This is a genomic window from Dyadobacter sp. (assembly GCF_039919315.1).
In the GTDB taxonomy this organism is placed as follows: domain Bacteria; phylum Bacteroidota; class Bacteroidia; order Cytophagales; family Spirosomataceae; genus Dyadobacter.
The window spans coordinates 26,974-51,924 of the sequence record NZ_JBDSFX010000085.1; the positions used below are offsets into that span (position 1 = coordinate 26,974).

Annotated in this window: 18 protein-coding genes; all 18 read right to left on the reverse strand. The window is 47.0% G+C overall.

What is annotated here, in order from left to right:
• Positions 1 to 5: 5 nt before the first annotated feature.
• The gene (locus ABIO93_RS23415; protein WP_348072224.1) at positions 6 to 824 is read right to left on the reverse strand and encodes a DUF6443 domain-containing protein; all 819 of its coding nucleotides are present in this window, start codon (positions 822 to 824) and stop codon (positions 6 to 8) included.
• A 135-nt stretch (positions 825 to 959) separates the two neighbouring features.
• The gene (locus ABIO93_RS23420; RefSeq protein WP_348072226.1) at positions 960 to 2,141 is read right to left on the reverse strand and encodes a SpoIIE family protein phosphatase; all 1,182 of its coding nucleotides are present in this window, start codon (positions 2,139 to 2,141) and stop codon (positions 960 to 962) included.
• Between the two features lie 42 nt (positions 2,142 to 2,183).
• A complete protein-coding gene (locus ABIO93_RS23425; RefSeq protein ID WP_348072228.1) occupies positions 2,184 to 3,014 on the reverse strand; it encodes an ATP-binding protein in 831 nt (276 codons plus the stop codon).
• Between the two features lie 39 nt (positions 3,015 to 3,053).
• Positions 3,054 to 6,752, reverse strand: a complete 3,699-nt coding sequence (locus tag ABIO93_RS23430; RefSeq protein ID WP_348072230.1) for an ATP-binding protein — start codon at positions 6,750 to 6,752, stop codon at positions 3,054 to 3,056.
• Positions 6,749 to 9,289: a hypothetical protein gene (locus ABIO93_RS23435; protein WP_348072232.1), complete on the reverse strand. Its 2,541-nt coding sequence runs from the start codon at positions 9,287 to 9,289 to the stop codon at positions 6,749 to 6,751. The genes ABIO93_RS23430 and ABIO93_RS23435 overlap by 4 nt, the downstream gene beginning before the upstream one ends.
• Position 9,290: 1 nt before the next feature.
• Entirely contained in the window at positions 9,291 to 10,118 is an 828-nt protein-coding gene (locus tag ABIO93_RS23440) for a class I SAM-dependent methyltransferase (RefSeq protein ID WP_348072234.1), read from the reverse strand.
• A gap of 25 nt (positions 10,119 to 10,143) precedes the next feature.
• Positions 10,144 to 12,825, reverse strand: coding sequence for a TonB-dependent receptor (locus tag ABIO93_RS23445; protein WP_348072236.1), 2,682 nt, complete (start codon positions 12,823 to 12,825; stop codon positions 10,144 to 10,146).
• 15 nt (positions 12,826 to 12,840) lie between these two features.
• The gene (locus ABIO93_RS23450) at positions 12,841 to 15,978 is read right to left on the reverse strand and encodes a hypothetical protein (protein ID WP_348072238.1); all 3,138 of its coding nucleotides are present in this window, start codon (positions 15,976 to 15,978) and stop codon (positions 12,841 to 12,843) included.
• A gap of 5 nt (positions 15,979 to 15,983) precedes the next feature.
• On the reverse strand, positions 15,984 to 16,412 hold the full coding sequence (locus ABIO93_RS23455) for an ATP-binding protein (RefSeq protein WP_348072240.1): 429 nt from the start codon (positions 16,410 to 16,412) through the stop codon (positions 15,984 to 15,986).
• A gap of 8 nt (positions 16,413 to 16,420) precedes the next feature.
• On the reverse strand, positions 16,421 to 16,741 hold the full coding sequence (locus ABIO93_RS23460; protein WP_348072242.1) for an anti-sigma factor antagonist: 321 nt from the start codon (positions 16,739 to 16,741) through the stop codon (positions 16,421 to 16,423).
• 257 nt (positions 16,742 to 16,998) lie between these two features.
• Complete coding sequence (gene glgX, locus ABIO93_RS23465; RefSeq protein ID WP_348072244.1) at positions 16,999 to 19,119, reverse strand: glycogen debranching protein GlgX; 2,121 nt, start codon at positions 19,117 to 19,119, stop codon at positions 16,999 to 17,001.
• A 3-nt stretch (positions 19,120 to 19,122) separates the two neighbouring features.
• Positions 19,123 to 19,461, reverse strand: a complete 339-nt coding sequence (locus ABIO93_RS23470) for an STAS domain-containing protein (protein ID WP_348072246.1) — start codon at positions 19,459 to 19,461, stop codon at positions 19,123 to 19,125.
• A 45-nt stretch (positions 19,462 to 19,506) separates the two neighbouring features.
• Positions 19,507 to 21,330: an AGE family epimerase/isomerase gene (locus ABIO93_RS23475; protein ID WP_348072248.1), complete on the reverse strand. Its 1,824-nt coding sequence runs from the start codon at positions 21,328 to 21,330 to the stop codon at positions 19,507 to 19,509.
• A gap of 133 nt (positions 21,331 to 21,463) precedes the next feature.
• Positions 21,464 to 21,889 (reverse strand): VOC family protein, encoded by a 426-nt coding sequence (locus ABIO93_RS23480; RefSeq protein ID WP_348072250.1) that lies wholly within the window; start codon positions 21,887 to 21,889, stop codon positions 21,464 to 21,466.
• A 1-nt stretch (position 21,890) separates the two neighbouring features.
• Positions 21,891 to 22,466 (reverse strand): DJ-1/PfpI family protein, encoded by a 576-nt coding sequence (locus ABIO93_RS23485; RefSeq protein WP_348072252.1) that lies wholly within the window; start codon positions 22,464 to 22,466, stop codon positions 21,891 to 21,893.
• 31 nt (positions 22,467 to 22,497) lie between these two features.
• Entirely contained in the window at positions 22,498 to 22,890 is a 393-nt protein-coding gene (locus tag ABIO93_RS23490) for a nuclear transport factor 2 family protein (RefSeq protein WP_348072254.1), read from the reverse strand.
• A gap of 36 nt (positions 22,891 to 22,926) precedes the next feature.
• Positions 22,927 to 23,352 carry a hypothetical protein gene (locus ABIO93_RS23495; RefSeq protein ID WP_348072256.1) on the reverse strand — a complete coding sequence of 142 codons (426 nt, stop codon included), beginning with the start codon at positions 23,350 to 23,352 and terminating at the stop codon, positions 22,927 to 22,929.
• 47 nt (positions 23,353 to 23,399) lie between these two features.
• Entirely contained in the window at positions 23,400 to 24,935 is a 1,536-nt protein-coding gene (locus ABIO93_RS23500; RefSeq protein WP_348072258.1) for a GMC family oxidoreductase N-terminal domain-containing protein, read from the reverse strand.
• Positions 24,936 to 24,951: the final 16 nt, after the last annotated feature.

The window sequence follows — 24,951 nt, forward strand, 5'->3', positions numbered from 1 at the left end:
TTCAGTCACACCCCGCCGGGAATACGTTTGACCGTCATCCTTCCTCGGTCATCGTAATCGTAAGTAAATGCATAGTCGACAAGAGAGGCAACATCCTGGTAATTGGGTTGCAGAACCGCTCTTAGCAATCCAAGGTCATCAAAAACATAGTTTGTAGTCAATGTACCAGCACCGGAAATCACCTGTCGGCAGATCATTTGTCCCAGCAGATCGGTAAATTCATTGGTGACATTGCCTTGCTCATCCGTGATGTTCAGATAATTGAGCGTGCCCTGCGCATACTGACCAACCTGCACGATGGTGTTTAAAGCCGGATCATAGTCATAGCGGTTGACCTGATTGACAGCATTGACTTTGTGTTTGATTACCGAGTTAACACTTTTGTTACCAGCAGCCCGCTTCGCTGAAACCCGGCCCTGCGGCGATTGCTCAAAAATAGTTTCATGATAAGGCCTGCCCAGGTCGGCAGGGTTCAGGTCAGCAGAATTGGCGGTGTACCAACTAGCAGCGCCTGAGACTGCATTGTTTTGAAAGGCCCCATTTCCTGCCGCAACATAGGGCAGATACTTCTTGACCAACCTACCGGCAGCATCGTATTCAATGGGCTGTACAATGTCGGCTCCTGTGGGACTTTGGCCGACTGCCATATTTTGCAGTGGCCTGCCCAGACCGTCCAGGTACTGAACATGGGTTGTTACTTTACTAACATCATTGGGGTCCGCGCCGGATTGTTTAAAGCTCCGGCTGATGATGTAATTGCGGGTGTTCGTTTGCTGAGCGAAACAGCTGGTGCAGAAAAATAGAAAGCATAGAATGTGTTTCATTGTGAAGTATTTAAGTACAATTTCTATTAAGACGTACCTACTTCAATCGGTCACACATTTATTTCGACAAATAAAAAAAAGCCACTCTCATCTAACAAAAGTTGAACAAGAGTGGCCTTAATGATTTGACTTATCTCAACCAGGCAAATACCTCAGCGACAACATCGTAATGTCATCAAACTGATTGGCACCGCCAATAAAGTCGATCAGACTTTCCAGCGTGGCATCGTTCATTTCCTTCGCCGTTTCCTTAGTCGATCCCTCTCCGGTGGTGAAAAAATCTTGAAAGTAATGTAAGCCGTATCGGGCACCAGCCAGATTATTTGCATCCGTGACACCATCTGTATAAAGTACAAACTTGTCGCCGGGATGCAATTGAGCAGTATGCGACTCGAAAACGAATGTGCTGTCGAAACATAGCGCCATACCGCCCTCTTTTTTGATGAGTTCCGTTTCTCCGTTGGCGCGAATGATCAGCGGGGGTTCGTGCCCTGCATCTACATATTCAATCACGCCGGTTTTGACATTCAAAATACATACAAATGCCGTAACGAACATATATGATGAATTGTCTTCGCTCAAAAACTCGTTCACAATCCTCACTTTCTCAGTAATACTATCTCCATTCCGGTTTGAAAACTGACTTTTAAAGATCGCTTTGCTGATCGCCATAAACAATGCAGCGGGTATTCCTTTATCCGAAACGTCGCCGATCATGAAAAACAAATGCTCGGGATCCATCATGAAATAATCATACAAGTCCCCTCCTACTACTTTGGCAGGATGGATAAATGCATGCAGATCAACACCCGCTTTACCAATGTTCGCAGGTACCGTTTTGGGAAGCATGGAACTCTGGATCTCCTTCGCAACGCTCAGGTCATTCTGTATCGCAATGAGCTGCTCCCTACCCTTTTCCAGACTGGCCAGCATTTCAATGTGCTCTACTGTTTTCGCAATCGTGATTTCCAGATCTTCGAAATTGACCGGCTTGGTGACAAAGTCAAAAGCGCCACGGTTCATCGCGGTCCGAATATTGTCCATATCACCGTATGCCGACACCATGATCGCCTTCAACAACGGATTCTGCTTTTCATTGATCTTAGAAAGAAAAGTCAGCCCGTCCATTCCCGGCATATTAATATCTGAAAGAATAAGCGTAATGTCCTCAGATTCCGCCAGCCGCTCCAGTGCCTCCACCCCGTTATTGGCGAATACAAACTCGTATTTTTTATCCCTGATCTGCTTCCTGAACAACTGGAGAATGAGCATTTCCATGTCCTGTTCATCGTCAACGCTTAATATCCTGATAGCCATTACCTTTGTATTTTAGGTTAATATTTTAATTTTTCTCCGGCCTCAAACCGGCAAAGTGATTTTAAATTCTGTTTTTTCGCCCAGTACCGACGTCACGGCGATCTGTCCTTTGTGCGTGTTCACGACGCTCGTGTACGTCAATGCAAGTCCAAGGCCAGTGCCTTTTCCTTGTGGCTTGGTAGTGAAAAAAGCGTCGAACAGCTTCGATACGATTTCTTCCGGAATGCCAATCCCGTTATCACAAATCCGGATCACCAATTCATGCTCTTGCCTTGATGTAATGATCTCGATCACAGGTTCGTAGGATTCAATGCCTTGTTTGCGTTTTTCATTGACGGCATAGCAGGCATTGTTCGTGAGATTAAGCACTACCCGCCCGAATTCTCCTTTTGCCAACATCACATTGGCGATGGCGGGGTCCAGGTTATATTTCAATGTAACATTGAATTCCCGGTCCTCGGCACGTACACTTTGGTAGGCCAGTTTGCTATATTCTTCCAATAACTGGTTCAGGTCCACAGGTTCCAGTACGGCACTATCCGATCGCGTCTGGGCGAGCATACCTTGGATGATCCGCTCGATGCGCTTCCCGTTTTCATTGATTTTCAACAGGTTTTGCGACAATGTTTCGAGCATTTCCTTCTCGTCTGCCAGATCGTCCTCAGTAATGTCCGCCGGTTGCTTCTGAACAATGTCTTTCATATCGTCCACCAGTCCCTGCGATAGCCTTGAAAAGTTGTTGACAAAACTCACCGGATTCTTTATTTCATGCAAAATACCGGCGCTCAGCTGTCCAATTTCGGCTAGCCTGTTCAGTTCGAGGATCCGTTGCTGGTAAATTTCAATTTCCTTATCGGTAGTTTCTGGCCCCATATTCATAAATTTTAAAAACGGTATATTGACTTTAATGGGTTAACTGACAACGGGAAGAATGATCTCGACCTCAGTAAATTCTCCCTCCTTCGAACTGATTGACATTCGGCCTTTATGGTATTCAATGATGTCCTTGCTCATGTACAAACCCAGTCCTGTGCCTTTGGAGGTAGGTTTAGTAGTAAAAAATGGATTGAAAAGCTGCTCTGTTTCCTTTTGCGGAATGCCTTTGCCGTTATCCCTCACCCGAATGCAGATCGCATTCTCCAACGGCCAGGTAGTAACGGTTATTTCCGGGACAAATACTTTGTCGGTCTTTACCTTCTCCATCAGCGCATAGCACGCATTGCTGATCACGTTGGTGAGTACCTGTGCGAATTCATAAGGCAGCAAACTGACTTTTACAGCCCGGATATCCAATGCGACCGTTAATTTCACATTCGCATCCTTATAGTCATTCGAAACTTCCTGATGGGCTGATCTGGTTTTGGATTCCAGAAAAGGATTGAGGTCTGTCACAAAAAATTCGGTCGACTTACCTTTCAGCAATTTCTGCATGTCTTTCACGATCCTGGTGGTACTGTTACCGTGCTCATATATCTTTTCCAGGTTCTTTTTGAGCATATCAAAGCCACTTTCCAGGTCGTCGCGCTCATCTTCCGAGAGACCATCCTGATGCTTCTCCGTTACTTCAGTAATCTCTTTGAGTAAACTTCCGGACGATTGAGAGAAGTTGTTGATGTAGTTCAGCGGGTTCAGTATCCTGTCCACAATACCTTTGGTGAGGCTGCCGACCGAAGCAAGTCTTTCCTGCCGGATCAATTCTTCCTGCGCGGATTTGAGGTTCGTAAGCGTTTTTTCAAGGTTTTCAAGAATGTCAGTTTTTATGTAGGCCCCGATCAAATGTTCTTTCAGGTTTCTGACCATGATAAAATCGCGCTCGCCGAATGCATTTTCATGATCTGTGTTTTCAAGGGTAATGAAACTCTTCACTTGCCCTTCCACCCTGATCAGAATGGTAATGAGAGACTTGGGAGCATATATATCTTCAATCGAATCATCCAGGTTTTCGGCCCGAAAATTGTTTTTCACGAAAATATCTTCGTATACCTCCATCCCATTTTCCATATAGCGTTGCTCAGCCTGGTCAAAAGTGATAGAAACATCTTCCAGGTCGGCCAGCTCGATGCCTCCCGTGATCGCGATAAACTGGTAGGTATCCGTGGCCTTGTTGTGAATCAATGCAGAAGCGCTGTCCACATTTTGAAAAAGACAGAGGCGTTCGAGTACCAGCTGAAACAATTTGCTCGTATTGACCTCACTATTAATGGATTTGACAAAATCATCAATCCTTTCCAGCTGATCATTTGTCGCAGAAAGTTGCTCTGACTGCTGTTCCAGTTCTTCTTTCTGATTCACGACCTCTTCGGTCCTTTCACGGATCAGATTTTCGAGGTCGCGGGTTTTTTTGAGAATAAACTCACGCCTTTTTCTACTAATAAAATAAATAGCGCCGATGATGAGCAGCACATAAAGGACAAATGCCCACCACCGCTGATAAATCGGAGGCAGTATTCTAAATCCAATGGAAGCCTCAGCGCTTTCGGTATGGTAAATGTTCCTAGCTTTCACCAGAAACCGGTAATTTCCAGGCGGAATGTTGGTGTATTCCTTCTGATTGTTGTCCGTCCAGGCACTCCAAGTCTGGTCGAAATTTTCAAGGTAATACTGAAATTCAAGATTGTCCTGGGGAATCAGACTGGTTGCTGAAAACTCAAAACTCACATCATTGAACTTGTAATCCAATTTCATGGAGCCAGCCATAGTGGTACTGGTATCTGATCCGCCGATCAGGCCATCGAACAACACAGAATCACCCGTCGCCGTAACTTTTCTGATAAACGCCGGATACGCCTGCATGTAATTTTTCCGGATGCTCCTGTCAAATCGCACGAGCCCTTCGCTCCCGCCGAACCAAACTAGCTGGCCAGCATCAGGGTAGATGACATTGATCGTACGGTCGGAAAGTGGCAGAAAGGGTTTGAGAACTTCCTGATATTCATTTCCGTGTTTCTGGTACATGGAAATAACCCTCGAATCACCATGGGTCGTCCAGATATTACCTTCCGAATCCTCTCTCAGCTCACCTTTCCACACAGCGCCCGGTTGCTTTCTAAAGCTGTTGAATGGTGTAAACTGATCAACCGATTTTTCATACCTGTAAATTCCATTGGCATTACTGACCAGCAGCCCCGCCGAAGTGTTGGTAATGCGATTCAAAAGTAAAGTCGGAAGACCATTTCCTTCATGGTATCGGGTAACGGTTACGCCGTCGGGCAGGACACGGATTACACCGTTCGTTTGTGTTTCCAGCCACAGGTTACCGTCCGCATCCTCAGTAATCCTTTCTATTTGTTCCGTAATTCCCTGCAAATGAACCGATTTACCCGCATTACTTCCAACATCCAGTCGCTCGACACCATTTTGCAATCCCACATACAACCTACCTGGATGCGTTTTAGAAGCGTAGACAAAAAGTGAGAATTCACTCGTCAGCTGCGAAACGGTATTATTTTTATCGATCTTAAAAACGCCTTTACTGGTGGCCGCGTAAAGCGATCCGTTCCATTCACAAAGCGACCATACTGCCAGCCGGATCGACCGTACTCCCTTAAAGATCTCCTGGTCCAGGAAATAAAGACCATTGCTGGTGCCCGCGTAAAGTGTATGATTGAACCGGACAACGTCATTAACCTGCCCGCGCAGATTATTATCTTCACCAAACTCGGTTACCGGAGACGCTATATCCAATTGAGCAATGCCATTGTTGAGCGCAAGCCATAACATTCCTGCCCGGTCCTCCATCCAATAGTTAACGTGCTCATCGGCAAGACGATAATTCTCGCTTAGCTTCTCTACCTTACCGGTTTGCGGAAAAACCATCAGGATTTGCCCTTCCGCCGCGAAAATGGCGAGCTTCCCGTTCTTTAACAGTCTGCCACTAAAAGCTTCCTTACCAGCCAGAAATGCATTGCTTTCACCCGAAAATTGGGTAATAATGTTGTCTTCCAATGCATAAAGTCCCTGGTTCGTGGTCAGGATAAATGTCTTTTTATTCGCGTAGATCATCGAATTGACGTCCTGCAAATTGTCCAGCTCATTGGACACCGGTACCGTGGTAAAAACGCCTTCGTTAAACGTTCTCAGCCCCGGCCCTTTTTGAAATACATAGATGGTACCATTCACAAAAAAGGCGCTGGTAATCGCCGGACCGGATTTCCATTGCTTCAATTGCTTTCCGTCCCACCGAAAAACCACATTCTTTGTGACAAAATAAATGCCCTGATATGTTTCAAAAATGCTCAGAACCGCACCAAATCCGGAAAATTTGTCGCTAATGCTTTTAAATATTGGAGCACCTGCTTTGCCTGGCACCAGGTAGCCGAACTCATGCTTGCCACCGACATACAACCGCTCATTTTTGTCCAGAAATAATGCAGAAACTTTCGTGATCTTCCCGGTAGGGATCGTTTTCCAAAATACGCCGTCGTATTCCAGTACCCCCGAGAAATTGGCAAAATAAAGAACACCCTGCTTGTTTTGAACAATTGCAAAATTCTGACTATGCGCCTTGTAATCTTTGGATGAATAGATTTTCAGTTGTGAAGACGTGCCCTGCGCAACGGACACCGTGGCCGCGAGCATGATCAGGCTACATATACATAGGAGATACCTCATGAGTTTGCCGGGTTTAGAAGTTCATTTTCTATTTTCGCGGCTTCAATGGTCCGGCAAACTGAACAGTGAAAATCATCCTCACTCCATTGCATGGTCTGGTACAATTCTTCAAACTTTTTAGGATCGGTTTTGTGCAAAATGTCGAGAGCGGCTTCGGCAATGATCTTTACGGGAGAAACGGCATTGGCGGCTAGTGTGAAAGAAGTGTCTTCGGAAGGAAAATTCTCCAATTCCCTGATCGCTAATGCTTTGGTATGAATGCTTAACCTTGAAAAATCCTTATTGATCATGTCGTGCAGGCGCTCTTCGCCTGAAAGCTTCTGCTGCGGGTAAGAGCTTTGCAACTTGACGAGCCTGTCCGTTAACGGAATGTCCTCGAAAAGCGGTAAAACACGGCTTTTGTGCTCAGCAGGGATAGCCATGTTGAGGATTTCCAGCAAGTAACTCCTCGTATTTTCGTCCCTCGACCGCACCGAATCCTGAATGAAGTACAATCGCTTTTCGCCTGTCAGAATGGTAAGTATGTTGATCAGTTGGGAAACCGCATCCAGATATTCTTGTGTCAGCGCGTTTTGCAAAACCTCGCTGTGCAAGTACCGGCTTCTGATCAGGTCTTTCTGCGCTGCGATGATCCAGACCATGAAAGCGATATGCTGCCCTACTTCCTGAACCACCCCGGGCCGCTCATTCAATTTCACGCCATAACCCTTGGAGGCCAGTGCGTCGTAAACGCGGTGGCGGATAGACAAGGCTGGATGGTTGAGTTTTTGCCGTAGAAAACGCAATGCATTGTCGGACTCGATTTGCTTCACGATACCGATCACGCGATTCTGTATTTCCGGCAAGTCGTCTGATTTTTCAAAGAACTCGTTCAGCGCGGGCAATATCCGGTCGCCCATGCGGGTGAGCGCGTACGTGGTGGGCGCAAAGAACGTGTCAGAACAAATGTTTTCAAATAGGTAAGGCCATAACTCGGGGTTACCATTGGCAGCGGAAGCTTTGATGGCGGCGGTTTTTAAACCGTCATTCTTATCCTGCAAAAAAGGGATCAGGTATTTGTACGCGAGGAATCTTTTGGACTGTCCCAGCATTTCGATCGCTTCCAGCCTATCTTCCATAATCGCAGAGCTTGCCAGTTTTGCTATTTCTTCAAATGGCAACGGGCGCAGATTTACCGGCGTACCAGGCTCACTATTAACAGGTTCAGCTTCTGACCTCCTGGTTTGAAACATACCTGACAGTCCTGAAAAAAGATTACTCAGCATCAGTTGGTAGGCCGATTGCATTCTAAACGCCGCGAAAGTCCAGCCGATGAGTATCACCACAAAAACCATCATGATCTGAACCGGTTCTCCCAGGCCAATGTACATCAGGACCAACAAAATGACCCCGGCCAGAATATAACCCAGCGGCTTGGCGTAGATTTCTACTTTGTTTTGCAGCTCGTGGCTTTCCGTTTTTGAAAGAGGCTGGTATAAAATCTGAAATGAGGTATCACTGAAAGATTTTTTGATTGAAATACACAAAAACCTGCTCAAAAGAATGTAAAAGAACACCGTATAATCCAGGGAAGTAAACAGAATGGCAAGGCTTAGCACAATGATCAGCGCGACGGGCAGGATGATAATGCCCGAAACCAGACCAAATGTGCGAATCGCAAAACGGTAAAAAAAGACTTTGACCAAAAGCTCGATAATGGCGGACACAAAGAAAAATTGCCCGAGAAACAAGGTCAGCTGATCTTTGACAGGAAACTGTCGCTTTACTTCAACCGAAAATATAAATTCGCCAAAGTAAACCCCGAGAACCGGCAGCATCCCCAGCAAAAGCAGCAGGATCTGGTAATCTCTTTTGAAAACTGGCTGATCTTCATGTTCAGTAGTCGCCTCATTACTTGCCTCTTTTGTCCTTACCGCCAACTTTTGATGATAACTGCCAATGATCGCCAGCATAAAACCCAGCGAAACCACCAGCGCGGCCATGCAAATGTACAGCAGCTCTTCGGTCCGCATGGCTTTGCTGTTGAGCAACACATTCACCGAAAAATAACTGACGATAGAAGCCACTACATCGCCGGTAGCGATGAGGCTGAAAATGCGTTTGGCCTGTTCGAGATTAAAGATTTTGGATGAAGACGTCCAGAAAGTCACATTGTTGACATATACGGAAATCCTGTTCCAGATGAACATCACCAGCGTGATCCATTTCAATGCTGTTGTTTCATAAAAGTATAGCATCGCGGCAACGGCTACCAGCTGAAAAACGATCAGCATGATGGATAGGCGCGAAAAATTGACCTTGCGCTGAAAAGAAACATTGATCCTGCCGATAAAAAACAGTAAAACCCCGCCACCAATATAGGCTACGGGCAGCATGGATTTGTCGTAATTAACCAGAAACAATGCATTGGCCACCAGGTAAAATATATAGATTGATACGCCGCTAAAAAAGGAATAGCAGAGCATCAACAGAACAGGTTTTTCCTCTTCTGCCTTTATATTCAATGCGGTGTATGCAGACTGTTTCGACAGCATCATCCTATTCGTTTGTCAATGGTTTTTTGGCCAGATATACGCCCTGTTTGAAAAACAGGCTCACATTATCGTCTTCAAATGTAAAATTCGTCTTCTCAGAAAAATCGTCTCCCTCGTCCGTAACCAGGTTTACCAGGTACTCATTCAACAAACGTAGCTTGGTCCAGTCGCCCTGCAATTCTGAATAAAGCCGGTACTTGCTGTTGAAATTGTAGGTAAACGATCTGGCAAGTTCATACTCGTGAAAACGCGCACTGTCCAACAGAAAATAGAATGCGTCCTGAGTAATGAAATTCCTGTTTTCTACCAGCGATTCGTAACCTGCCAGACTGTCCTTTTTCCTGAACATATTCCTATAAAACTCCACAGTACTATCGTCCAGAATGGTTTGCCAGAGTATGAATTTGCCTCCTGGCTTTAATATTCTATAAATCTCATTGATCATTTTGACCTGCTCGGCAGCCGGCAATTCGTGCAAAACCATTTTGGTAATGACCGTATCGAAGGAATTATCGTCGTAATTCATGTCCGCGGCGCTGTTTTGCTGATAGGCGACATGCTTGGTTTCGCCCAGCAATTGCAATAGTTGCGTTACTTCTTTTTTGGCACGCTGGATCTGTATCTCACTGTATTCCAAGATACAATAGTCCACGTCGATTGATGGATGCCTGCTGATAATGGCTTGCGTAACAGGCGCATAACCCGCTCCGCAGTCGAGTATGGCTTGCCCGTCGCGCGGGTTGATGAGTCTGACAAGCTCATCGAACATTTCGTCGCTGAAGTTGGTGACCGTTTCGTACCGGATCACTCTGTCGTCGTAAGAATTCTTCATAATAAGAGTAGGGTTTGTCATTATTTCATAGGTTGAGGATTACACGTAACATCACATTGGTGCCTTTCTGAGGCGTGCGATAGGCCTGGTCGATCCCGTTCGCACTTCTTATTCCGGGATCGGAATATTTTTCGTTGAGTAAATTATTAACAATTCCCTGCACCTGAACCGCATTGCTAATCGTGTAAGTAATAGCAGTATTGACGAGTTTGTATGCCGGAAAAAGGCCATTAGGCTGCGGATTGAGCGGAACGGAAGTGCCCTGACCTACCCTGCGGCCGCTCACATAATTGAACCGGAGGTTGACATTCAGCTTTTCACTTCTAAGAAAAACACCATTGACCCCCACATTGAAGTGATGCCTGGCAATGTCGCCTACGATCAGTTTTTTATTAGTCACCACATCTTTCACTACTGTTCCGGCGATAGAGTCTTTTTTCGCATCGGTGAATGTGTAGTTGCTGAACAGATTAATTTTTTTGGAGATTTTATAATCGAATACAGCCTGTACACCAGTCACATACGACTTACCAGTATTGTTTTTTTGCAATGTGACACCATTATTATATGGCACCGAAATCTCCTCGATAATGTCCTTATAAATTGCATAATAGGCACTTACATCCAGCCTGGCGCCCTTCATTGGTGCAAAATTGAATGATACTTCAAAATTATTAACCTGCTCGGGGCGAAGCCCCGGATTCGCTACCAGCCTCGTAGGAGCCGAAGTAGAGTAACGGTCGCGGCTGGATGCGTCCTGAAAAGCCTGGGCATAAATGGCTTTGACGACAAACTTGCCCGGCGCGTACACCACCGCCATCCTCGGGTTAAACTGGTTCCCGTAGCCGCCGGTGGTCCTGATGCGGTTATGATCAAAGCGCCCGCCTAATGTAATGCGTAATGCCTTGCTCGCCTCGTAGGTACCCTGCGCGTACGCACCAAAGTTATGATGCTCGAACAGGTTACCGCCCGGGACGTTGTCAAAATCGCTTCTTCCCTGCTCGGTGGCGCTTACATAGTAATCGTCAACCAAGGTGGAATCGATTGTAATTTTCTTATAGTCGCCTTGAATGAGGCTGTTACGGATTTCGACACCGCCCACAATATCCAGTCTGGGCGACGGTGTGTACAGGATTTTCAGCTCGTCGCGGTATTGTTGCGACTGCTGATAGTAGAACTGTGTCCGCCAGAAAGGTGCCTTGTTGTTCAGCAAATTCACCGGTGTTAATCCCTTGTTGGAATAATTGCGAACTGTTACAATGCGCGACTGATCGTTGATTTGCGTGGTACGGTACTGTGCCGTGTTAATGATCGCCAGCTTGTCGGGAATGATCTCTTTTTCATAAATAACATAGTAAAGCGACTGACGCGGTTCCCATATATTGCCATTGGATGAGCCTGGCCTCGAATTATCATTGGAATAGTTGATCGACCCCTGAATGTTTTGCCAGTTTTGAAAACCCAGCGTAAAGTCGCTCACTTTCAGACTGCCTTTGATGTAGTAATGTTCCAGCAAATTGGAGTAACCGATCGGACTGCCATTCAGATTGCCTTTCAATGCTGATTTATCCAGGTTACGTGCAATGATTTCGCCCTGGTCGGTCAGGTTAGCAGCTGTTACCAGGCCATTACCGTCCTTCACGACGTTATAGTACGCATTACCGTCGCCAATTTTATTGTTTTTCACAAAATTGGCCGCATTGGAAGTTACGCTGAGAATCTTTTTGTAATTAACCTTATCGTAATCGTCCGGACTGAAATTGTATTCTTCATACTTTGACAGATCATGCTCTTTCGAGAAATAGGCCCTGCCAGTCAGTGAGAAAACAATGTTCTTGAACTTTGCCCCCGTCGTAACATCGGCGTACCTGGTTTTGTAACTGCCATAACCGAGATCCGCCTTGACGCCGAAATTCTTGTTGTTTTTAATTACATCGGCAGGCTGTTTTGTGATCACATTCACCACCCCGAGAAATGCATTGGCACCGTACATCGTTGAAGCTGGGCCATATACGATCTCTATCCTGCTTACATTGGTGATCGGAAACTGGCGGTTCCAGTATACAAAATTTCCCCAGAAATCATTCTCCTCAATGCCATTGATCATGAAAAGCGTCCTGTCCGTATTGCTCGACCGGTAACCCCGCTGATAAATATTGGAATAGGTGGATCCGTAGGTACGCGAAACGTCAAAGCCCGGGAGGTCATTAAAAAGTGCTTCCAGATCAATGTAGCCTCTTTGAACGATTTCCTCGCTCGTCAGGACCATTACCGTGGCCGGAGCCTTGTTAATGTCTTCCAGTTTTTTAGAAACCGAACTTACCTGGATGACGCGATCGGTTGCATTTTTCAGAAAATTGACGATCCTTGCAAATTTCGTGGACACAGCCAGATCGCCCTCCGGCTCGTAGGAAGGATTCAACAGCAGCATCTTCCGGATCGCGTCCGTGGCTTTTCCCAATGAATCAATGGCCAGGTAGCTCTGCGCGGTAAGCTTATAGGCGACTACTTTTTCATTATTGGTGAAGCCGTCTTCCAGGCATGGGTTCAACAATAAAAACACGTCGTTAAAATTACCATTGCTATATCTCCGCTGCGCCTCCGTGATTTTAAACTCTCCGCAATTCTCCTGCGCACGCACCTCCCCCGCTACCAGAATGGCAAGCACCCACATCAAGACTGACAGCATGTAAATAACTCGTTTCATACCCGGCTGTTCTGGTTATTCTGTTGGCAAAATCTTCTGATATTCAATGTCTTTCCCGATATAGGTATTCCATTCATCGGTGGTAAAATTCCTTTTAACGGTCTTAAATATCTTGGCATAAAGCTGGTCCGTATTAATGTCCCAAACCCGCACCGACTTATCGGCCCCGCAGGATATCAGCCTGTTGCCATCGGCCGTAAAACACAGTCCCATGACCCAATTATCATAGTCGTGTATCACAATGGGCTGTTGCTGCAATAAAATGTCTTTGTAATTCCAAATGTGCACAGAGCCGTCGTAGCTGCAAGTCGCCATCAGCTTACCGTTTGGAGAGAAAATAATGCTGTTAACCGGCGAAGTATGTCGTCCGGTCAATGTGTTTACTGAGCCTGTCAATGCATTATTAACCAATGTCCAGGCGTGTAATGAGCCGTAGTTGTTGCTGGTGATCAGCTTTCCTCCGTCCGGACTGAATGCCAGTGATGAAACCTGGCTTCCGAATTGGAGAAAAGTGTAAACCGTCGGTGCCTTTTTCAGGTCACTAAGATCGAACGATAAAACTCTCCCGTTCGTCGATCCGCACATCAGTACCTTATTGTCCGGGCTGACTTTGGCACACAGGATCGGAAAGCCGGATCTGATATGTTGTATCGAATCCAGCGAACGGTCGGTTATTTTCCAGGTACGCACTGCACCGTCGGAACTGACGGATACCAGTGTGTTTTTGACATTCAACAGCGAGTGAATGGACGCTTTATGAGCCCGGATTACCTCGGGAGTGGCATTGCCGGTTTCCCCTCTCCACTTGAAAATCTGCCCGACGTCGCTACCTGCGATCATTGCCTTATCATCCGATGTAAACAAAACCGAGCGAATATCCTGTCTCACACCCTTAGGAAGTCCATAACTCTCGGGACGTTGCGCGAGATCATTCATATTCCATATTTTGAGCGTTCCATCATCACTGCCGGAAGCCAGCTTCGTATGCCCGGGATTGATCGCCAGCGTCCGCACCACGTCACTATGCCTTCTCATCACGGTTTTCGAATCTGCTACTTTCGACAATGCATTGAAGATATCAGGTGACTCCTTGTCATTGAACTTATAAGCCTGAAGGGCGAGCAAGGCAGATATATCATCTTTGCTATCAGGCATTTGATACGATTGAATGGCAATAGACCGCGCCACTGCCAGCAGCCGGAGTTTCTTTTCTTTTTCCGTGGCAGCATCCGCTTTTTCACGTTGCTTGTTGGCCACTACGATCAGCGTGTCGACCTTCTCCTTTTGGCGGACCACCTCCCGTTTCTCGTTTTCTACAATTTCCTTTTGCTCCTTTGTTTCCAGCAATGCTTTCTCCGCAACCTCTGCGTTGCGGTTGGCTTGTAGCTTCGCCACAACAGCCTCCTGTTCTTTTTTTTCGGCACGTACCTTCTCCTGCAATGCAATTTGTCTTTGTTCATCAGTAAGCAACCGCTGCTGTTCTGCAATTTCCTGCTGCTGCTCGGCAATTTTACTTTGCACCAATGTCTGTTTCGACTGTTCCTCTGCGCGTTTACGCTCACTCTGAGCGCTCTGCTCCTTACTGGCGGACTCTTTTAATGCCTGCCTCGTCTCTGCCTGAAGAACCGTCAGGTACAGCACTGCAACCGTGGCTACTATACCGATACCTACGCCTAAAATAGCAAAGTAACGACTTTGTTTTAATGCTTTTCGCTGTTTTTCCTCCTGATTTTGAAGGTCAAATTCGTGCTGTTTCCGGCTGTAATCCAGATAGTTGATCGCCCGCTCAAAATACGGATCGTACCTTCTCGCCCATTCTTTGGTAGGCTGATTATCCTTTTGCCATTTCAGCCCAAGCTGCAATTCCGGGTTGACCCATAACCCCGCTTTTGCATCCTGATACAGCTGGGCGTTAGCGCTCAGTTGTTTGTATAATTTGGCAGATTCAAGTTCCTCTTCAATCCACCGGTTCAATCGTGTCCACAGCAGCAGTATTTTCTCCACTGTCACGTCGATCACCGATTCGTGGTTCAGTCGTACATTGGCATTGGGGCTAAGAAACGATACGCCTCTCGCCCTGAAAACCTGGATGACATCAATGAGCTGATAATCCGGAATACCTGTAATTTTCACGATTTCGCTCAACGCGATCGGGTGGAGTACCGGCGTGTCACTAGCACCCGACACGATCAATGTTTTGAACAGTTTCTCCGCAGCAACTTTCCTTCTGTCGTCCAGATTTTGGATAAAAAGCTCCTCAGCATGGACGTTGATGGAGTTTTTCATGGTACCGATTGCCTCGTACTCGGCTGTCGTGATCGTTTCATGGCTTGCGGGGAGTTCTGCCCATTTGTTCCAGGTGCGCAGCAGGGCGTGCTGCAAAATGGGGAGTGAGTCGGGGTTCATGGTGATCTCCTGTAAAAGGTTATCCACCAAATCTTCCGATATCCGGGTACCTTTTGCCTCTACCGGTTTGGTGATCACATCCCGTACCTCCTCAATTGTCATTTTAGGCAACAGGTAGTACCCCTGGTTGATCGCTTCGGTAAGTCCTTTAAATTCAGTGCAATGGTCCAAATAGTCAGAACGCATTGTGATGGCCGCGTAGGATTTTAATGCCGGCTCGTTAATGTGGTTTAATATGATCTGTATAAAAATCGCCGCCTCATTCCTGGCCTCCTTTTGAGCACCACCACCCAGATCGTACCGGAAAATTTCTTCAAACTGATCGATAACCAGTAGAAGCTTATTCTTGCCAAAAGCAGAAATAAGCTCCCTTACTGTTTCCATAATTGTATCCGCAGACCATTCGGGATTCGCAAGGTCTCCCCCTGCCGATACGCCCTGCTGCTTCCTAAGCTTTGTTTTTAACGCTGTTAGTAAATTTTTCACCGGATATGCACCCGGTTTGAAAAGAACAACAGCCCATTCGTCCTGGCTACCCGACGATTCCAGCGAAGGGATCAGGCCGGCTTTGATCAGCGATGACTTCCCGCTACCCGAAGAGCCGATCAATGCAAGGAACCGGCTTTCGAGCAGTTTGTTTTTTAGCGCAAGAATATGCGAATCCCTTCCGAAGAACAGTGCATGATCTTCGTATTCATAACTCCTAAGTCCAGGAAAAGGATTTGCTAATGTAGATTTATCGACCATACATTTCAGGTCCCCGCTATTTTCATAATAAACTTGTTACGATTTTTGCCATCAGCATATTCATAGGAAAAGTCATCGACACCGTTGACCGTCAGAAAAATCCCAAGTCCGCCGATATCCCTGTCTTCCAAAGGCTTGGACAGGTAATCAGCATCGGGCATTTCTCGTCCGAGCGGGTCAAAAGCAGCAGCCTGGTCTTCCAGGATAATGATGAGCTCATGCTCAGTGATCTCACTCAAAACATTGAAATCCGCTTCAAGCCCTGCCCTCTCATAACCGTATAAAATGATGTTAGTAGCAATCTCATCAATGGCAAGCGTGAGGCTATATTTGGCCTTCTTGACCAAGCCAGCCTTTTGAGCAAGTTCACTAATGTAATCCCGCAAGGGATCCAGAGAGTCAACAACCCCGGGAAAACTTTTCGTTTCCATCATGGCTCATGTTAAACAGGATATTGATCTACGATAGTAACGCTGTGCTGAAGACCTGTTTTGACCAGGGTATCAACGATTAGCTCCTGTGGTTTGACAATGTAAATGGCTAATTTCGGACCGATTTTTTGCTTTGAATAAATAAGCACTCTCAATCCTGCGGATGACATAAAGTTAAGATTCTCCATATCAAGTACCAATGAATCAATGGACTGATTGGCAATTTTTTCAATTTCAGTTTGAAAAACCCTTGCAGAAAGGGAATCCAACTCGCCGTGAAGCGTCAACTTGGCAATTTGGTTTTCGACTACAGATTCTATTTGAAATGCCATGATTGTAATGTTTTTAAAATGAATAATTTCTAATAACTTTTTTGTCACAAGTGTGATTAGTTCGGCGTAGTCTAGCAAGTTGAGCGTAGTCTCCGACCGCCCGGCGGCCCGGTACGTTCGAGTGATAACCGGTCTCCGACCGGTACAAGTAGACCGGTCTGAGACCGGTTATCGCAACGACGTAGTCGGAGACTACGCCGAACATTCTCGATTACGTCCAACTTTCGCGACTACGCCGAACTTCTATTAACTACACCCTACTTCCCAATCAATATCACCGTCGCTCTCCCCCCCACCAGGAACCTGCCCTGATCGTCCAGTTTCGGCTCTTTTCCGATGTCGTAGATATCGTCGCCTGTCGGCATATCGGTGTTTACGGCCAGGTACCAGTTTCTTCCATTGGGTAGCGCCGGTAGTTCGTAGTACAATGCGTCCCAGTAGGAATTCATGGCTACGTACACGGTGTCATCTTCAATGGTACCACTCTTCGCATGTGCGCCGTCGAGCATGAATGCGAGACAACGGCTTGATTCGGAAAAGTCTGCGTGCCAGGCTTGTGTACCGTGGAAACTGATGTCCGGGTAGCCGCTATTGACATAATCGCGATGCTGGAAATGTGTCCGGCTTCTGAGGACAGGGTGCGCGCGGCGGAACCTGGTAATGCGCTGGGCGAAATAGTAGATGTCGGCATTCTTTTCAAGAAGTCCCCAATCCAGCCAGTTCAGCTCATTGTCGTGGCAGTAGGTATTGTTGTTACCGGATTTGGTAACCCCTACCTCATCGCCCGACAGGATCATTGGAACGCCCTGGCTCACCATCAGGATCGACAATGCATTTTTTATCTGCTTGTGACGGAGTTGATTAATGAACGCATCATCTGTTTCACCTTCCACACCACAATTCCATGAATGATTATCATTACCGCCGTCATTATTATTTTCTCCGTTCGCTTCGTTGTGTTTCTCATTGTACGCAAAAAGGTCATAGAGGGTAAAACCGTCGTGACAGGAGATGAAATTGATACTTGCCGTTGGTCCGCGGTAGTGGTACAAGTCCGGCCATCCCTGGATACATTGGGCAAGTTCCCCGATCAATCCTTCGTCGCCTTTCAGGAATTTACGGATCGAGTCACGGTACTTACCATTCCACTCGGCCCAGCGGCCATATGCCGGGAATGAGCCTACCTGGTACAATCCTCCCGCATCCCAGGCCTCGGCTACCAGCTTGCATTTGGCAAGGATAGGATCATAAGCCAGTGATTCCAGAAGTGGCGGATTGCTGAGCGGGGCACCATTCTGATCACGACCAAGAATGGCAGCGAGGTCAAAACGGAAGCCATCGATATGGTAATCTGCGGCCCAGTAGCGCAGGCAGTCGAGCACCATATTACGCACCACCGGATTATTACAGTTCAATGTATTTCCGGTTCCTGAGAAATTGAAATAATAACCCTCGGGCGTCAGCATGTAATAAGTCTTGTTGTCGATACCGCGGAACGAAATGGTATGGCCACGGTGGTCCCCTTCTGCGGTATGGTTGAAAACCACGTCCAGCATGACCTCAATACCGTTTTTATGCAGCTCTTTAACCAACGTTTTCAGCTCGTCAACCTGCATTCCAAATTTTCCCGTCGCAGCATAACCTGCTTTTGGAGAAAAGAAATTGACCGTACTATATCCCCAGAAATTGACGATCAGTCCGCCGGTAACCGGGTTTTCCTTACTGTTTTCCCATTCGTCAAACTCATAGATCGGCATGAGCTCCACACAGTTGATCCCCAGCTCTTTCAAATAGGCGATCTTGCTACGAATGGCGGCGAATGTACCCGGGTTTTTGACTTTGGACGATGGATGCTGCGTAAAGCCTCTTACGTGCATTTCATAGATCACCAAATCTTCAATCGGGGTTTCCAGCGGGTGGTCGTTTTCCCAGTCAAAATCCTCAAATACCAGCCTCGAACGGTAAGGATAAATGTTATCCCAGTTCGGTGTGGCCAGCCACGAGTCCCGTCCGCCGATGGCTTTGGCGTAAGGATCGCTCAGGATAATGCTTTTGTCGAACCGGTGTCCTTCTTCCGGTTTGAACGGGCCGTCCATCCGGTAACCGTATTCCAGGCGTTCGTAGTCCAGATCAAAGACGATCATGGAATAGACATTACCTGTCCGGAACTCTTCCGGAAAGCGTATCTCGGCAAATGGTTCCGCCTCGCCACGTTCGAACAGTACCAATGTACAGTCGATCGCTTCGCTGGAATAGATGCTGAAATTGATCCCGTTCGGAACCATCGTGGCTCCAAACGGCAGCACATGACCGCGTCTGAATTTAATCCCCTGCTGCTCGTGCGTGGGATAATAATCTATCCTGATATCTGTTGCCATGGGCTAGTCCTGTTTAAGAATGACAAGTGCTTCATCAAGTTTTTCAACAATGCTAAAAAAGTTGATAAACCCGGTCGTGGACATGACATCCTGGATATCTTCCGAAACCCCTACCAGAACTACCTTCCCATTTTGTCCTTTGATATTCCGGTAAACCATCAGCAACACACGCAGTCCAGCGCTGGACATAAACTCCACGGCCGTCAGATCAATCGCGATCTTTTGGCTTTTTTCTGTCGCCAGCTTGGCATTTCTTTCAAATTCAGGCGCGGTTTTGCTATCAATGTCACCCGTCACCTCTACAACCGTGATATCTTCGTGATCCGTAATTGTTACTTTCATAGTTTTTAGCGATTAGCTGTTAGCTTTTAGCTTTTTTACGGTCAATTATTTTGCTGGGCTGATCTGTACTTTCACTCGGATACTTTCCTCTGCTTCAGGAAGTTTCACGGTTAATCCGTATGCGTCGAAGTCGGTATAAGGCTGATCATTGATAAACACCTCGCTAATGTAAATGCTACCAGCAGGCAGGATATCCGGTGATACACGCAGGATGTTGTCGGTCCAGCTGTTCGGATAAGGCTTGAAGTAGAAGTACGTTGGTTGCTTGGTGATCAAAAGGTTAATGTAAACCGCTGACAGATAGCACAATTCAGTACTATGGTACGCACTCATGGAGTGGCTACCTTTGTAACGCTCTGTCCCGAGCAGGTAAGGCATACCATTGCCAAACACATTGAAATACACACCGCCATCGTCATTATCCAGGAAGAACGCATTGTAGAATGCAGCCGCCTCACGCGCTTGTTTTTCGTATTCTTTGTCGCCCAGTACCCCGTACATGATCAGGTAAGCGAGTATCGCCTGCTCCTGCTGCCACCATGCCTTGCGGTCGTGCCATACAAACTGATGTTTGTCGCCAGTTTTTTGAACCCTTTCAACGACGTCGTACCAGCCGCCGCGCTGCTGATCAGAGCCTGCGGCCGGCATCAGTTCAGCAATTTTCTTGGCAAAAGCCAGGTATTCATCTTTCGGGGTCAATGATTGCTGACGGATCAGGTTCCATGCGATTTTGAGGTTGTGGCCTACTACCGCACGATTTTGCTGCCATCCCCAGGTTTGGTCTTTGCTCCAATCTTCGAAAAATTTCTCCTGAACAAACGGGCTGTTCTCGTAGTCGGGGAAATATTTGGTAATGGTATCAAATGTATATTCCAGGAAGTCAGCATGTTTTTTCTCACCACTTGCCAGGTACAGGTTGATCAGGTAAGCCGGTGCGTGGTCACCCACTGAATTCCAGTTTTTACGTGCTTTGTTGTGTGCCAGCGACTCTTCGTGCGCATCCAATGTGATCGGGTGCAAGTGAGAGTAGTAGCCTATGCCATTCGGATCTTTAAAGTATTTTTCAAACAGATCAATGGTTTTATCAATGTCTTCACGGATGCGCTTGTCGCCTGTGATCCGGTACGTTTGTGTAGGCCCAGCAAGCGCATAGATCTGCTCGTACATAGGAAGCGAATCCAGGTCGTCGCCAAACTCGGAAGTCAGCAATTTCGTTTCTTTCTGGCCTTCCACTTTCAATCCGTGGTACCAGTACACCAGGTCATCGTCCTGATCGAAGAACCGCATGTGGTCACGTAGGTATTCCGTTCCCAACTCGGCACCTTCCAGGAATTCATCTTTTCCTGTCAACAGGTATGCTGATGCGAAACCGTACACCATCCGAGAAATGGTATCTGTTTCCTGCAAATAATCACCTTTTTTCGCACCTCCCAAATGGAGCATGGTACGGTAATTCTTGTAGTTGATCTCCTCCTTCGGATAATCAAACTGCCATTTCAAATAACTCGAAGCAATAGAACTGATTTGCGTGATCCACCAGTTTTGCTCTTCGTGACGGTAAGCTTTCGGCTCCTTGCCCGGGAATATCAGTTGCTGTGCTTCAAATGCTGCTTCGTCTGCACCAGCATTGGGATAAAACGTTCCGTAAGCATAAACGTACTGTCCGTTCGTAGCCAGGAATGCAGTGATATCACCTGGATCCTGCCAGCCTTCTGTCAAATTCTGTACGCTGCGGGCATAAGTGGAAGGGATCAGGTTGACCTTGAATGGTCTTTTATCCGAAGTTTCCAGCGTAAACCAGCGTTCCTGTGCATTATATCCCGTGATATACCCTGCAATGGTATCCGAAAAAGTGAAATTTATATTCATGCTGCAATAGTTAAGGTGTTTTTATAATTATTTGATAAAGAAGGATTTCTACGTCGTGCATGTGCACTTCGACTGCGCTCAGTGACAAGAGGGTTGTCACCCTAAGCGTACCGGCCGCCGCAGTCGAAGGGGACTAGACCACGAGGTCTTCCTGGTCGCGGTAGCCCTGCGTGATTTCAATGATATTACCCTCAGGGTCTTTCAGCCACACTGTTTTCCATCCCTCGATCACATCGTCAAAATGCAGCGGACCAAGTGTAATAACCGCATCTTCGCCCATGGATGCGACTTTGGCATCGATGTCATCCACCGAAAACGCAATGTGCCTCAGCCCCGGGTAATGCGGGCCGTCCGCTTCTGACATTGGGCAGGGACGTTCTTCTTCGGGAGGAAAAATCTCAAAGTAAAAGTTGTCCGCATTTTTAAGGAAAACGAGCTCTGCATCGTCGCCCAAACTAATCACCCTGGCCCTTTTAAAACCAAAATGCCGGGAATAGAATGATTCGAACTTCGCAAGATTTTTTACTGTAAGTGCCAGGTGAAAAAATGAAGTTTCCATATCAGTTCTGGTTAGCAGAAAGGGTTTCAATGATCTTTTTGGCAAACAAATGCGCATGACCACCGGACCGTCCGGTAATGAGGTCGCCATCCACTACCACATCTTCGTTGACATAAATGGCGCCATAAGCTTTCGCATCGCCGATCAGATTATTGTGACAAACCAGTCTGCGCCCCCGTACCAATTCCGTAGCCGGAGCAGTGAGCCATAATCCATGACAAATGATCCCTTTCAAAATGCCGGGTTCCGCAAAAACGCGTTTTAGGAACTCCGTGGCCGGGGGTATTTTTTCAACGTCCTCGGTATAGCGAAGCCGGTCGGAAACCATTCCGGACGGAACAATGATGGCATCGTAGCTTCTCAGTTCTTCGTCGCTCATGTTTTCAAAAGTCTCCCAGCAGTCCATCGGTGCACGGTGCTCGTGCCCCAGGAATGTGAGCTTATCCTGTCCCCATAACCGGCTCAGAAAGTGGATTTCTGCCCCTTCTTCGGGAAAGCGGAATTTGTAATAGAAAATTTCATTCTCAAAATAATCGGCTTCAAACAGAACGCCGATCTTCTTTCCCGCGAGTTTCATGGTAACAGCATTTAGGTAGTTGATAAATTGATTACGCCAGTGAACCGTCGGGATGCTGGACCATTCCTGCGAAGTGAATGGCGATCTTACCATTTTCCAGTACCCAGCTGTCTGCAAACCGCATTTCACTTTGCTCTCCTCCCACTGTCATCGTGATTTGCTCGGTGATCATCAGCGTTTCAGGATTTTCGGTTTCAGCCCAGAAAATGATCTCGGTTTCCAGCCCGTCAATTCCCAGAATCCCCTGCATGTGCTCATTCACCTGGTCGCGGCCTTTGTAAACAACCGGCGATTTGGAAAAGCTGCTGATCAACGTGGCGTCGTCGGTGTATTGGTTCAGAAGAGCATCAATGTTCTTGTCCAGAATGTGCTGGATATGCTCTTTATACATTTTACCAAGCTTGGTATCAGGTACATTTTTCATAATAATGAAAGAAATAAAGGGGGTTAACGAAATTTTTTAAAGCGTAGCCGAGCCTTCGTGGTATTCGAGACCGTCCACGATATATTTGGTAATGACCACTTTACCTGCGTCATTGAGCTTCACCTCCCAGGTCTGGAAAGCATCACATTTGATGCGTTTGCTGAATGGTTCCGGCGCATTCCAGACGCTCGCTTCCCACTGCACCACCACTTTTGCCGTCGCGGTATCACCATTGATTTCGGACTCTACACTTTTAACAGTATGAACTTCATCAAAAAAGATGCGGATCACGCGCTGAAACCATCCTTCAAATCCGGCATGACCGTAAATGGTCACTTCCGGGAAAACCATTTCCAATTCTGCGTCAGCCAGTAGCGGCAACACTTCCACCATGGGAACGTGCACGTCCAGTTTCTTATACCAGTCTTCGGCCAATGATCGTATCGCTTCCTGTGTTAACATTGCTTTGTTTTGGGTTAATTGTTTAGAAATAGTCAACTCTATATCAACTACTTATTCCGATTATCTTCTAAAATCATGTCCGCAGCTTTCTCGCCGATCATGAAGCACGCGGCTACCGTATTGCCGCTCGTTACCGTGGGCATCACCGACGCATCGGCTACGCGCAACTTTTGAATTCCGTGTACTCTCAGTCGTGGATCTACCACGGAGTCAGGATCTTGTCCTATGCGGCAAGTCCCGGCCGGATGCCAGATCGTCGTGCTTTGGCTACGTATAAAAGTAGAAATGTCTGCTCCCTCACCCGGTACCATTTCTCCGCCATTCAGTTCTAGGAATTTAGGAGTATTAGCCAGTTGTCTAACCAGTTCCACCGCTTTGGTAAGCACCCGGATATCAGCTTCACTTTTCAGATAGTTCGGATTGACCAGCGGTGCATCCAGCGGGTTTTTAGACCTCAGCGATACCTCTCCCCGGCTTTCAGGTTGAACCAGGATCGGCAGGAAAATACATACAGGCCCGCCCAGATCCGGCAATATCGGTGCAAGCGGCTGGGGCAAACTTGGTGTAAAATTGATCTGCAAATCCACCAGGCTGCTATCATCCTTTGTAGATACAAAAAGGGCGTTGCCAGTCAGTAATGTGGTATTCGGCATCGGAATTTTTGATCTAAAAATCATCGGTAACTGCAAGTGGTCCTGCAAATTTTTACCAACACCCGGTAAGTCTGCGACCAATGGTATTTTCAATGCAGCAAGTTCATCGGCAGCGCCTATTCCTGAAAGCAAAAGCAACTTGGGTGAAGCCAGCGCACCTGCGGAAAGGATGACTTCCTTCAACGCCAATGCCTGCCACTCCTGACCTTCGCAAAATAATTCCACCCCAAATGCTTTCTGGTCCTGAATTAAGACCTTCAACACTTGTGCGTTGGTGATAATGGTCAGGTTATCCCTTTTCCGGGCCGGGTCAAGAAACGCTGACGCGCCGCTATCCCGGTTACCATTTTCATCAATGTGAAATTGTAACAGTCCGGCGCCATTTTCCTGGCGCGCACCATTATAATCCCAATTCGGGCCATCATAACCCAGTTCCGTCGCGCCGACCAAAAAATGTTCGGAACGCATTACCTCGTCAGGACAGTCGCGAATGCTCAGTTCGCCGCCATCGTGGTGGTATGCTGAGGCGCCACTTTCAAAGCTCTCCGATTTTTTGAAATACGGCAAAACATCATTGTATCCCCAGCCTTCGGCCCCCAATGCTTCCCATTCCTGATAGTTACCGGGATTTCCCCGTACATACATCATTGCATTGAGAGAGGTACTGCCACCAAGGACCTTCCCCTGGTTGATCAGGATCTGGCGACCGCCCAGGCCATCCTGGCGGGTGGTTTCCAGTTGCCAGTCCAGTTCTGATCCCCAAAGGGTTACAAATCCCCCCGGGTCCTTAATGTTCGGTTCCTGGTCCTCACCGCCTGCTTCGATCAGCAACACGCTGTTGGCAGGATCGGAACTTAAACGATTGGCCAGTACACTGCCCGAAGCACCTGCTCCCACAATGACGTAATCGTATATCTGATTATTCTGCATCTTGTTGGCGTAGCGT